This window comes from uncultured Sphingomonas sp. (genome assembly GCF_913062585.1).
Lineage (GTDB): Bacteria > Pseudomonadota > Alphaproteobacteria > Sphingomonadales > Sphingomonadaceae > Sphingomonas.
The window spans coordinates 25,634-38,456 of the sequence record NZ_CAJXWX010000004.1 but is presented as its reverse complement, the minus strand read 5'-3'; the positions used below and the strand labels follow the sequence as shown (position 1 = coordinate 38,456).

At 64.3% G+C, this 12,823-nt stretch carries 7 protein-coding genes and 1 pseudogene; 5 read left to right on the top strand and 3 right to left on the bottom strand.

Annotation, left to right across the window (positions count from 1 at the left end; genetic code table 11):
* Window positions 1–273 precede the first annotated feature (273 nt).
* Complete coding sequence (locus QZ546_RS04705; protein WP_294235313.1) at window positions 274–1,344, top strand: alpha/beta fold hydrolase; 1,071 nt, start codon at window positions 274–276, stop codon at window positions 1,342–1,344.
* Here the strand turns inward: QZ546_RS04705 and QZ546_RS04700 are convergent.
* Window positions 1,274–1,552, bottom strand: a complete 279-nt coding sequence (locus tag QZ546_RS04700; protein ID WP_294235559.1) for a hypothetical protein — start codon at window positions 1,550–1,552, stop codon at window positions 1,274–1,276. The two genes, QZ546_RS04705 and QZ546_RS04700, sit on opposite strands and share 71 nt — an antisense overlap.
* A 209-nt stretch (window positions 1,553–1,761) precedes the next feature.
* Between QZ546_RS04700 and QZ546_RS04695 the strand changes: the two are divergent.
* The 4 genes and pseudogenes from QZ546_RS04695 to QZ546_RS04680 all read left to right on the top strand — a co-directional run bounded on the left by QZ546_RS04695 (window position 1,762) and on the right by QZ546_RS04680 (window position 8,038).
* Window positions 1,762–3,620 (top strand): annotated as a pseudogene (locus tag QZ546_RS04695) (NPCBM/NEW2 domain-containing protein).
* An 82-nt stretch (window positions 3,621–3,702) separates the two neighbouring features.
* Window positions 3,703–4,839 carry an endo-1,4-beta-xylanase gene (locus QZ546_RS04690; protein ID WP_294235311.1) on the top strand — a complete coding sequence of 379 codons (1,137 nt, stop codon included), beginning with the start codon at window positions 3,703–3,705 and terminating at the stop codon, window positions 4,837–4,839.
* Window positions 4,836–6,503: a glycoside hydrolase family 43 protein gene (locus QZ546_RS04685; RefSeq protein WP_294235308.1), complete on the top strand. Its 1,668-nt coding sequence runs from the start codon at window positions 4,836–4,838 to the stop codon at window positions 6,501–6,503. The genes QZ546_RS04690 and QZ546_RS04685 overlap by 4 nt, the downstream gene beginning before the upstream one ends.
* Complete coding sequence (locus tag QZ546_RS04680; protein WP_294235306.1) at window positions 6,500–8,038, top strand: glycoside hydrolase 43 family protein; 1,539 nt, start codon at window positions 6,500–6,502, stop codon at window positions 8,036–8,038. The genes QZ546_RS04685 and QZ546_RS04680 overlap by 4 nt, the downstream gene beginning before the upstream one ends.
* A gap of 110 nt (window positions 8,039–8,148) precedes the next feature.
* Here QZ546_RS04680 and QZ546_RS04675 read toward each other — a convergent pair whose 3' ends face one another.
* Window positions 8,149–9,693, bottom strand: a complete 1,545-nt coding sequence (locus QZ546_RS04675; RefSeq protein ID WP_294235304.1) for a tryptophan halogenase family protein — start codon at window positions 9,691–9,693, stop codon at window positions 8,149–8,151.
* Window positions 9,694–9,763: 70 nt separating this feature from the next.
* On the bottom strand, window positions 9,764–12,682 hold the full coding sequence (locus QZ546_RS04670) for a TonB-dependent receptor (protein ID WP_294235302.1): 2,919 nt from the start codon (window positions 12,680–12,682) through the stop codon (window positions 9,764–9,766).
* Between the last annotated feature and the right edge of the window lie 141 nt (window positions 12,683–12,823).

Here is a 12,823-nt window from a genome sequence, read left to right as displayed (position 1 = left end):
CTTTGGCTGCACGATAGCGCTATCAGTCGAAGAGATGCAAGGTCGGTTCGTCGTTTTCTGGAAGCGGGTGGAGCGTGGCCTTCCACTTCGCTCAGGCTGAACGGAGCGAGTGGATAACGCTCTGGACATCCAAAAGCCGTTCAGCCTGAGCGAAGTCGAAGGCCAAGGGAGCCAAGCTTGACAACACCCCGCCCCCATAGTTGGTAACGATATTCATGACGACAGACCGGCACGCGCATGTCGGCAGTATTTCCAGGACAGAGGATGACCCGCATGGCGCTTCGCTTCTCCCACGCCCACTGGCTGCTGGCCGCCGGTTTGGCCGCCCTGCCTCTGGCGGCGGCTCCAGCGCAAATGGCGACCCAGTCGCCCGCCGTCGTGCCGGGCGCCAAGGCGGTGACGGTGGAACGGATCAAGGTCCATTCCGCCGCGATCGAAGGCAATTTGGAGGGCAATAGCGCGGATCGCGACGTCATCGTCGTCCTGCCCCCCGATTATGCGAAGGACCGGACACGTCGCTATCCGGTCGTCTATGCGCTGCACGGCTATTCGATCGGCGCGGACCAGTGGACGAAGGAAATCCATGTACCCGCCTCGGTCGAGGGCGCCTTTGCACGGGGCGTGCCGCCGATGATCCTCGTCTTTCCCGACAGCCGGACCATGCATAACGGGTCGATGTATTCCTCGTCGCAGACGGTCGGCGATTTCGAGCGGTTCATCAGTCATGACCTGATCGCCGCGATCGACGCACGCTATCGCACCATTCCCCGGCGCGAGAGCAGGGGGCTGGCGGGCCATTCGATGGGCGGCTACGGCACCGCGCGCATCGGGATGAAACATGCCGACATGTACGGCGCCATCTATATGATGAGCCCCTGCTGCCTGTCGCCGCGCATGATGGCACGGCCCGAGGGCACCGACGAAAAGCTGCTGACCAGCCTGTCCTCACCTGCCGAATCCGCCAAGCTCAACTGGGGCCAGCGCGCGATGCTCGCCGCCTCCGCCGCCTGGTCGCCCGATCCGAAGAACCCGCCGCTCTATCTCGACCTGCCGATCAAGGACGGCAAGGTGCGCGACGACGTCATGGCCAAGTGGATCGCCAACACGCCGCTAGCCTTTGTCGATCAATATGTCGGCCCCTTGCGCCGATATCGCGCGATCGCGCTGGACGTCGGATCGCAGGACGGGCTGAAGGCGGATGCCCAGGCGCTGCACGACACGCTCGACCGTTATGGCATCGCGCACAGCTTCCAGATCTATGACGGCGATCATGTCAACCGGATCGGCGTGCGTTTTCAAGAGCAGGTGCTGCCCTTTTTCGGCCGGTCGCTGGTGACGAAGTAACGCCGTTACATGCCAGGCCGTCAGGCCTGACCGAGCGCGGTCGCCGCCAGCCCGCCCGCTTGCCCGGGATACCCGCATCGGCATTGGCTTTCGCCCAGGACAGGTTCACCGGGCTGCCGTTCATCGGCACGACGATCGGCGGGCGGCCCGTCGCCTTGGCCTGTTCGAGCAGCGCCTGCTGGTCGGCGGACAGGTCGAGCTCGACCATGCCTTCATGCCATCTCACTCCCGCATAACGCTATTTTTGATAACGGTATCGGCAACGTTGACGACGGGTTTGACCGGAAATTCGCGTATCTTTTCAACGGTGGACAGGGCGATTTTAGTCCGACAAGATAGCGCAAACACGATAAAGGGGAGTTTGCCATGCCGCGCATCGTCGGCAGGATGTTGGTCAGCGCCGTTGCCCTGACATGGATGACGTCCGTACCCGCTCTGGCCGCCGACACGGTCGATCCGCTGGCCCCGACGGGCCGGTGGAGCGCCAATCAGGATGGACAGGCCGCGCTGCCGCCGATGGGCTGGAACAGCTGGAACGCGTTCAACAGCGATGTTGACGAGGAAAAGGTCATGGCCTCGGCCCGGCTGATCCTCGACAAAGGCCTTCGCGATGCGGGCTATCGCTATATCAATATCGACGATGGCTGGTGGCTGCGCCGTCGCCAGCCCGATGGCCGCATGGTCATCCGCGCCGACAAATTTCCCTCCGCCAAGGCGGGGCCGAACCAGCAGACCAGCTTTCGCCCACTGACCGACCGGCTGCACGCCATGGGCTTCAAGGCGGGGATCTACTCCGATATCGGACGCAATAGCTGCGGCCAGGTCTATACCCCAATTTCGCCAACCAGCCCGAAGGCACGGTCGCCGAGCGCGAGGTCGGACTGTACGGCCATATCGACCAGGATATCGCCCTCTATTTCCGCGAATGGGGCTTTGACTACATCAAGGTCGATGGCTGCGGTATCCGGGGGCTCGGCAAGGACAGCGAGCATGTCCGGAACGGCGATTATAGCGCGCTGGCGCCGCTGATCGACATGAATTCGCTGGCGCGCACCGACATTCCGGCGGTCCGTTCGCTGTACGAACAGGCCGCGACAGCCCTTCGCCGGGAGAATCCGGACGGCGACTATCTCTTCTCGCTGTGCCTCTGGGGTTCGGCCGATGTGCGCAGCTGGGGCAAGCAGATCGGCAATGTGTCGCGGACCAGTGACGACATCACCGCCCATTGGTCGCGGATGCTGACCAATCTCGATACCAGCGCGACGCGCGCGCTCTATGCCCATCCGCATGGCTGGAACGATCCCGACATGCTGTTCGTCGGCTCGGGCGATTTCGATGCGGACCATATGACCGAGGCGCGCTCGCACTTCGCGATGTGGGCGATGATGAACGCACCGCTGCTGATCGGCTTCGACCTGCGCAAGGCCAATGCCGAGCAGATCGCGCTCCTGGGCAATCGCGCGATCATCGCGCTCAACCAGGATGCGGGCGGCAACCAGGCGGTGCCCGCCTATCTGTCCGACGATGTCCAGATCTTCGTGAAGAGCCTGGCCAATGGCGACAAGGCGGTGGCAATCCTGAACCGCACCGCCGCGCTAGTGCAGCCGGTCCTGACCGCAGACCATCTGAAACTGCGTGGCGAGATCGCCATGACCGACCTCTGGACGGGAGCGAAAAGCCGGTTCTCGGGCGAGACCAAGCTGACCCTCGCGCCGCATCAAACGCTGATTTACCGCGTGACGGGCGAGCACCGCCTGGCGAACGGCCATTATCTGTCGGAAGTGCCCAGCGACGTGAACCCGGCCGAGGACGGCGTGGCCATTCCCGAGGGCGATCCCACCATCCATCACGAACTCAGTCCCTGGGGCAGCAGCCATGGGCCGGGCGACTTCCCGCAATATGGCGGATGGGGTGGTGCGCAGGCCGATCGCACGCCGTTCGGGCGGCCGCTCCGGCTGATGGGCAAAGTCTACGATACCGGCATCGGGGTTCTGGCCAATTCGCGACTGGAGGTCCGCAATCCGGGCCAGTCGCACTTCGCCGCCACGGTCGGGATCGACGATTCCGCCACCGCGCGGGGGCGGCGGGTTGTCTTCGAGGTCTATGGCGATGGCCGGTTGCTGGCCCGCTCCGCCCCCGTCGCGCTCAACGCGGCCCCGACGACGATCGAGGCCGATGTGCGCGGCCGTAAGATCATCGAGTTGATCGCGCGCGCAGATAGCGCTCCCGGTGCCGCCCTGCCGGTCGTGTGGGGCGATGCACGGCTGACCGACTGACGAGATTTGGCGTGCACTCTCATGGCCTTGCCGTTTGGCGGCGACCATGCGACTGTCCGCGTAAAGGATAAGGGAGAGGGTGATGAAACCCAATTGGCAAGGGCCGGTGCTGACCCGTCGTCAGCAGCTGGCCGGTATCGCAGGTGGCCTGGCGATGGGAGCGCTCCCTCGCATGGCATGGGCGGCGGAGGATGGTGCTTCCCTGCGCGATCTCGCGGCCGCCAAGGGCATAGTGTTCGGCACCGCCATCAATGCGGGCCGGGGATCGCCGATCAACGATCCGGGTTACGGCGCGATCGTCGCGCGCGAATGCGGCGTGCTGGTCCCGGAAAACGAGATGAAGGTCTATGTGCTGGGCGATGATCCGGCCCGGCTGAACTTCGGTCCGGCCGACCGGATCGCGGGGTTTGCGCGCGACAATGCGATGAAGCTGCGCGGCCATACGCTGCTGTGGAACTACGGCAAATATATCTCGCCCGCGCTGGCCGACATGGTGACGAAGACCGGCGCCGAAAAATGGCTGCGCAGCTATATCACGGCCGTGACCGGGCATTTCGGCGACCGGATCTATAGCTGGGACGTGGTCAACGAAACGATCGACCCCAAGACCGGCCAGGTCCGGGGCACGGTGTTCGATCAGGCGCTCGGCTTCGACGTGTTCAAGATCGCCTATGAGACGGCGCGCGAACATGCGCCGCACGCCCAGCGAGTCTATAATGATTATATGTCCTGGGAGGTGGGCAACGAAACCCACCGCGCAGGCGTGCTCCGCCTGCTGGAGCGGTTCCGCAAGGAGAATGTGCCTGTCGACGCGCTCGGCATCCAGAGCCATCTCGGCAATGACGGCAGCCATTCCGGGGTCCAGCATGCGGCGTGGAAGCGCTTCCTCGATGACGTCACCGCCATGGGTTATCGCCTGCTGATCACCGAGTTCGACATCAACGACCGCGAAATGCCCAGGGACATCGCCCAGCGCGATGCCCAGGTGGCGGCGGTCGCCAAAAGCTATCTCGACATGATGCTGTCCTATCCGCAACTCGACCAGTTGCTGTGCTGGGGGCTGTGGGACAAGCATAGCTGGCTCAACGGTTTCGCACCGCGCGCCGATGGCCTGCCCCAGCGTCCCCTGCCCTATGACGAGGCGCTTCGCCCCAAGCCGATGCGCGCCGCCATCGCCGATGCGCTTCGCGCCGCGCCCGTCCGAAAGGGTATCGCATGATCCGCGCCACGCTCGCCGCGCTCGCCCTTTCGCTCGGCCTGGCAAGCGCGGGGTCCGCGCAGACCGCGATTTTCGAGCGGTTCACCTATCAGGGCCACTCGATCGAGCAGGTAAAGCCGAAGGCGGGCGAATATCTGAACCCTATCATTTCGGGCTATTATCCCGATCCGTCGGTGACGCGGGTCCGCAAGGACTATTATCTCGTCAACTCGTCCTTCGCGCATTTCCCCGGCCTGCCGATCTTCCATTCGACCGACCTCGTCCACTGGACCCAGATCGGCAATGCGATCGACCGGCCGGGCCAGCTCGACATGACGGGCCGCGCGGTGTCGGAGGCGGTGTTCGCGCCCGACATCAGCTATCACGGCGGCATTTTCTACATCGTCAACACCTGCGTCCAGTGCCGGGGCAATTTCGTCATCACCGCCAAGGACCCGGCCGGCCCCTGGTCCGACCCGATCTGGCTGCCCTTCGAGGGGATCGACCCGTCCCTCTATTGGGAGGGCGACCGCGCCTATATCGTCAACAACCGCGCCCCCGCCGAGCCGCCCCGCTATGACGGCCACCGCGCCATCTGGATCCAGGAATATGACTGGCGCGCGGGCAAGATGGTCGGCGAGAGTACCCAACTGGTCAATGGCGGCGTCGACCTGTCCAAGAAGCCCGTCTGGATCGAGGGGCCGCATATCTTCAAGAAGGACGGCTATTATTATCTGACCGCCGCCGAGGGCGGGACGAGCGTCAATCACTCGCAGGTCGTGCTGCGGTCGAAGGAACTGCGCGGCCCCTATGTGCCCTATGCGAACAACCCGATCCTGACGCAGCGCGATCTCGATCCGAAGCGCCCGCATCCGATCAGCGCGGCGGGCCATGCCGAGCTGGTCCAGACGCAAAATGGCGACTGGTGGGCCACCTTCCTGGCGACGCGGCCCTATGCGGAGGATTATTATAATATCGGGCGCGAGACCTTCCTGTTGCCGGTGACGTGGAAGGATGGCTGGCCGATCATCCTCGATCGCGGCAAGACCGTGCCCTGGACCGTCACCAAACCACGCCAGCCCGCCAGCCCGCCGCCCAAGCTGCCCACCAGCGGCGATTTCGGCTATACTGACGAGTTCGACGGCGACCGGCTTGCCATGCAGTGGATCGGCGTGCGCCCGCCGAAGGCCCCCTTCTACACAGTCGCCAACGGGACGCTGCGCCTGAACGTCGGCGCGGCGCTGGGCGATCGGCAGGGTGTTCCGGGCTTTGTCGGACGGCGGCAGCAACATGCCGTCGCGGACGTCTCGACCATTGTCGACTTCTCGCCCGCCAGGGACGGCGCACGCGCCGGGCTGGTCGCGATGCAGAACGATTATGCCTATCTGTTCTTCGGCGTGACCCGCATCGACGGCCAGCCGCGGATCGCGCTCTACACCCGCCAGGGCAAGAACACGCGCGACGAGGCGGCACCGGAGACGCTCGTCGCCTCGGCACCGCTGGATGACAAGGGGCCGGTCACGCTGTCACTTCACGCGAAGGGCGGCACCATGGCCTTCGACTATAATGTTGGCGGCAGGACCATGGCGTTGAAGAATGACCTCGACGTCCGGTTCCTGAGCACCGCCAGGGCGGGCGGCTTTGTCGGGACGGTCATCGGCCCTTATGCGTACACGCCGCAATGAAGTGGCTTCCGCTCGCCTTGCTCGCCGCCGTGCCCGCCCTTGCCGGAGCCCAGGCGTGGCAGTCGGATCGGGGGGACGGCAGCTATGCCAATCCGCCACTTTATGCCGATTATCCCGATCCCGACATCATTCGGGTCGGGCGCGATTTCTATTTCATCACCACGACCTTCGCGAACGTGCCGGGCCTGACCATCATGACGTCGCGCGACCTCGTGAACTGGCGTTTCGTCGGCCATGTCATCGACCATCTCAACGGCCTGCCCGAATATGACCTGAAGAATGGCGGCGCGTATCGGAAGGGCATTTTTGCGCCCAGCCTGCGCTATCGCGACGGGGTCTTCTACATCGCGGTGACGCCGGTGGGCGAGAAGACGCGCATCTATCGTTCACGCGATATTCGCGGCCCCTGGGCGATGAACCGGATCAGCGAGGCCGCCTTCGACCCCGGCCTGTTCTTCGACACCGATGGCAGCGCCTATATCATGACCTCGGTCGGGTCGGATGGCACCAACACGCTGCTCAGCCTGGACCGCGACCTGCGCACCGTGACGGCCAAGCGCATCGTCTATTTCAACAAGGGTGCGGAGGGGTCGAAGCTCGTCAAGCGCGGCGGCTATTACTACCTCTTCAACGCCATCCCCCGGCGGTTGGGCATGACCGTCTCGCGCGCCAAGAGCCTGTTCGGGCCATGGGAAACCCGCGACCAGATCGACGACAAGACCGGCGGCCATCAGGGTGCGATCGTCGATCTGCCCGACGGCACCGACTATGGCTTCGTCATGACCGATGCGGGCGCGATCGGCCGGATGACCAATATCAGCCCCATTTTCTGGCAGGACGGCTGGCCGGTCTGGGGCACGCCGCAAGCGCCGGGCCGCGTCCCCGCGACCGCGACCAAGCCCATCCAGGGTCAGCCGGTCAGCCTGCTTCCCGCTTCGGACGATTTCGCTGGAGCTAAGCTCGGCCTGCAATGGCAGTGGAACCACAATCCCCTGCCCGACCATTGGTCGCTGACCCAGCGGCCGGGCTATCTGCGGCTGCGCGCCACCCCGGCCCCGGCGCTCTGGACCGCCCGCAACACGCTGCTGCAAAAGGGGCAAGGACCGTTCAGCCAGGGCGTGGTCGCGATCGACGCCTCGCATATCGTCGCGGGCGACCAGTGTGGCTTCGGCACGTTCGGCAAATATAGCGGCCATATCGCGGTCGGCCGGGGCAGCGACGGGCGACTGACGCTGACCATGCGCGTGATCGAGGATCTGGCTTCTTCGCAAAAGACGGATGTTCGCGTCGATGCGCAGCCGGTCGCGGGCGATCGCTTGCTCCTGCGGACCACGATGGACTTCAAGACCGACCGGGCGAGCGTCGCCTACAGCCCCGACGGGCGCGACTGGCGGACATTGGGCGGCGACTTCCCCTTGGCGTTCGACTGGCGGACCGGCACGTTTCAGGGGCAGCAATATGCGCTGTTCTGCTACAATCCGGGGGCGAATGGCGGGTGGATGGACGTGGATCGGTTTACGCTGTCAGGGCGCTGATACGGTTTCCCGTGGCCTTCGACTTCGCTCAGGCTGAACGGAGCGGGGGTTGAAGGCCACACATCCAGCCATCCGTTCAGCCTGAGCGAAGTCGAAGGCCACGCAACCCGCTAAATCGTCGGCAACCCGCGCTCGACGATCTTGCGGATCAGGTCGCGGTGGCGCGGCAGGCCCTGGAGCAAACGCCCGGTCTGCACGTCATTCTCCCGCCGCGCCCGCTCCGCGACGATCGTCTCCGCGATCAGGCTGCCGGGCGCGATCTCGGTCCGCTGGCCCATGCCGTAGAGGACATACTGGTAACTGGCCGAGGGGAAGACCTCTTCCACCCGGTCGAACTCGTCATGCATCCATGGCGCCTGATACCGCCACAGCTCCATCAGCTCCTGCAGGCGGTCGGGCATCGACTCGGGCCGACAATTGTCGCGCCAGAAATCGCTGTCGGTCCGCTGGGTCAGCGCATAGTGCAGCTTCAGGAAATCGACGATCCGCCCCCAGCGGTACAGCGTCGTCGCGTTGAACCGCTTGGCAACGGTGTCCATCACCTCGCGACAGGCGGGCATCTGCTCGGCGATCAGCTTGGCTGACAGCTCGATCAGCACGATCGCCGAGGCCTCCAGCGGTTCGAGAAACCCGGCCGCCAGCCCGACGCCGACGCAATTGCGCTCCCAGAAGCGCGCGCGATGCCCGGCGCGGATCTTCAACTCGCGCACGCTCAGGTCACGCCCTGCCTCGCCCAGATAGGCGCGCAGTTCCCGTTCGGCCGCGTCGCGGTCGATATGGCTGCTGGAAAACACATGGCCGACGCCGCGCCGCGTCGGCAGGCCGATGTCCCATATCCATCCCGAAGACTGCGCGGTCGAGATGGTATGGGAGGAGATCGGCGCCTCGGGGTCGCCGTAAGGGACCTGGATCGCGAGCGCGGTGTCGCAGAACAGCACGTCATTCAGCGGCTTGAACGGCACCCCCATCGCCTCGCCCAGCAGAAGCGATCGAAAGCCGGTGCAATCGACGAACAGGTCGCCCGTCACTTCGCCCGCCTGGGCCGTGCGCACCGCGCGAATATCGCCATTCTCGGCCAGCAACACCTCTTCGACATCGGCAAGGACATGGCGCACGCCCAGTTGCTCGCAGCAATGGCGGCGCAGGAAATCGGCGAATTTCCCCGCGTCCAGATGATAGGCGTAATTGGCGATCGCCTCATATTCCGGCGTCGCGATCGTCTTGGGCGCCAGCCCCGCATCACAAATCCGCCCCTGTGGCGTCACCGCGTCGCAAAAGCTGATCTCCCCTTCGCCCGTCAACCAGTGCGGCGCCAGGTTCACCTGCCCGAAGTTCTGCGGCAGCATCAGCGGATGATAATAGCCGTCGTCGTCGGCGCCCGTCGTCCACCGGTTGAACCGCGCCCCCTGTTTGAACGAGGCGTCGCATTCCCGGAAAAAGACGGTTTCCGACACACCCATCTTGCGCAGTGTGGTACGCAGCGTCGGCCACGTCCCCTCGCCCACCCCGATGATCGGCACGTTGGGGGATTCGACCAGGGTCACGGTGAAGCCGTGCGGCCGCCGCCCCTGATGCCGGGCAGCGATCACGCCGGCGGTCAGCCAACCGGCCGTGCCACCGCCGACGATCACGATATGCTGAACGGGCTGAACCATGGGATCGAGAAGGTCCGATAAGCGACGGGGATGTCAAGCCGAAGCCGGACATCCCCGCCCCATGCCACCGTCAGAAGCGATAGCGCGCGCCGAGGGTGAAGCGGCGCCCATAATCGAACACGTCGAGCAGCTGGTTCTTGAACCGGCCATGCGTGCTCTGCTTGTTCTTGTTGATGTTCAACGCCTCGGCGAAGATCGAGAAGTTCTTCGTGACGTCATAGCTGCTGGTCAGGTCGACCTGGAAGCTCTGGTTCACGAAGGTCGGTTCGGCGCCGTAAGAGCCGGTATTCTGGTTCTGGCCAAAGCCCGACAGATATTCGTCGCGCCAGTTGAGCGCGGTCCGGAACTGAAAGCCGTTCTTGTCATAGAAGCCGACAAAATTGGCCGAGTTCGCCAGACCCGTCACCGCAAAGCCGCTCTGCCCGACGATCTTCGGGTTATAGGGCTTGTTGGTATCGACGAAGGTGGCATTCGCCTGGAAACCGAAGCCGCTGTCGCCGAACACCTGCTGCCAGGCAAGTTCGATACCGCGCACCGTCGCGTCGGGGCCGTTGACCTGCGCGGTGACCGCGAACACCGCGGGACGGCCGGTGGTCGGGTCGATCACGCCGTTGATCGTCTGGTTGGTCACGCCGCCAACGATGAAGTTGCTGACATTCTTCAGGAACAGGTCGACCGCCAGGTACGAGTTGCGCTGGTAATACCACTCGGCCGCCACGTCGAAATTGCTGGCGAGATAGGGCTTGAGGTTCGGATTGCCGCCGCTGCCCGACAGCGCACCGACGCGCTGGCCGTTGCCGATGCTGACGACGGGATTGAGGAGATTCAGGCCCGGCCGGGTCAGGGTGCGCGACGCATCGAAGCGCAGCTGAAGCTTGTCGGTCACCTCCAGCCGCAGGTCGACCGAAGGCAACACATAGGTATAGCTGCTGCGGTTCGAAATCGGCTGGGTACCCGTAAAGGCGATCGAGAGCAGCGTCTTATCCGCTTGGCTCGTCGTGATCCCGATCGGTGCACGTCCCTGACCGATCGACAACAGGCGCGTATTTTCCGTCCGTACGCCAAAGGCGGCGTGCAGCGGCATATTACCGATCCGGCCTTCCATCGCCCCGCTGAAGAACAGTGACAGGGTCTTTTCGTTGACCGACAGGATGCTGCCGGGATCGACCGCCTCGTTGAACTGCCCGCGGAAGCCCCGCAGGCCATTGGTCGTGTCGGTCGCAGACGGATAATTGAAGCCGGGAACGTTCTGGGCATATGGATTGCCCAGGCTGCTCAGATAGGCCTGATAGGCCGCCGGGCTGTAGATCAGGACCGAGGGCGGCAGGTTGCCCGAAAAACCGGAGATGAAGTTGTTGAGGCTGATCGACCCCTGATACAGGCTCGACGGCAGCGGCGAGATACCCGACCCCTGCCCCGAGGATCCACCATAACCGGCATAGGCCTGCCAGAAATTGTTGGTGAAGGTGCTGCGGTTGAGCAGGTTGAAGGTATCGTCGGTATACTGACCGCCGGCCTTCAGGGTGATGTCGTCGGCGGCCTTCCAGGTGACGACGCCGCGGAACTGCTTCAACTCGTCGGTATTCTTCTGGGTCTGAAGCACCGTGACGTGCGAGCCGATCACCGACGGATCGGCCCAGGCCGCGCCATTACCGGCGGGGCCGAAATTGCTGATCGTCGGGAAGGCCTTGTTGCTATCGGCGTTGACGTTAAAGCCCAGATTCGTGCCCAGCGCGCCGCCATAGCCGATATCGCCGTTGCTGCTGCCGATGGTATTGCCCGGGTTCAGCCAGCTCTTGGAATAGGCCCCGTCCGCCTCGACGGTCAGCTTCTCGGTCACGTCCCATTTGACGTTCAGGCCGGTTTGGTTGGTCTGCAGGATCTGCTTGTTATTGGCGGCGGTGAAGTCGGTCGGCGACCCCGCCTGGGTGAAGCTGACCGCCGTGCCATTGGCGTCCTGCTTGACGTTGCGCAGCGCATCCTGGCTGAACCACACGCCGAAGCCATAGACGTCGGTCGAAATCGTCTGGCGCGAGAAGTTGTTGTCCAGCGTGACCATCAGGTCGTTGCTGGGATGCCATTGCAGCGCGACGCGACCATCGACGCGCTCGTCCTTGGTCCGCTGCTGCTCGGCGCCATATTGCTGCGGGAACCAGCCGGTAATGGTGCGGACCTGGGAGGGGTCGGCGGTGGGATCGAACGTGGGGTTGCAGACCGTGGCCGTGCTGCCCTGCAGCTGGCACGGCGCGAAATTGCCGCCCGGCCAACCCGACACATAGACGCGATTGGTATCGGTATCACGCCGCGTGTAGATGAAGCTGGACAGGATACCGATCGTATCATCGGCGAAGGTATCGCTGACCAATGCGCCCAGCGTCGGAACGACACGGCCCGCGCGATCCTGGAGCGAACCGGAGGCGCTGGTCGCAACGCGGAAGCCCGGATGGTCGAAGGGCTTGGGGAACTGGATGTCGACGGTGGCGCCGATTGAGCTGGACGCCAGCGTCACATCGGGTGTCTTCAGGACGCTCAGCTGTCCTATGAAATCCGAACCCACGGTGCTGAAGTCGATCTGTCGGCCGCCCGTCGCGGACGAGATGCGGCGACCGTCATACAGCGTGGTGTTGAAGTCGCCACCAAAGCCGCGCACCGTGATGCCGGTCGGCTCGCCACGCGCGCCTGAGCGCTGGATAGACACGCCGGGCAGCCGCTGCAGCGAGGCCGCGACGTTGGAATCGGGAAATTTTCCAATATCTTCGGCGGAAATCGCATCGACCACACCGGTCGCGGTCCGCTTGATGTCGAGGTTGCGCTGGAGCGAGCTGCGCAGGCCGGTGACGATGATCTCGGGGGAGCTGGCATCGTCGGCGGGCGAGGGACTGTTGTTCGCCTCGCTGGGGGTGGTCGCCTGGTCCTGCGGCGCCCCCGCCTGCTGGGCGGTCGTGCTCTGGGTCTGGGCAGTGGCGGGCGAGATCATCGCCAGGGCCATCAGGGGCGAAACCCCCGCCAACAGGGCACGACGCGAAACGAATGCTGCCACACAAGCTGGGCGAGCCATCATCTTCCCCTCTCCTTCTGTCTTATATTTTATGGGCGACCAGCATTATCGTTACCGTACCGTCCATTCGAC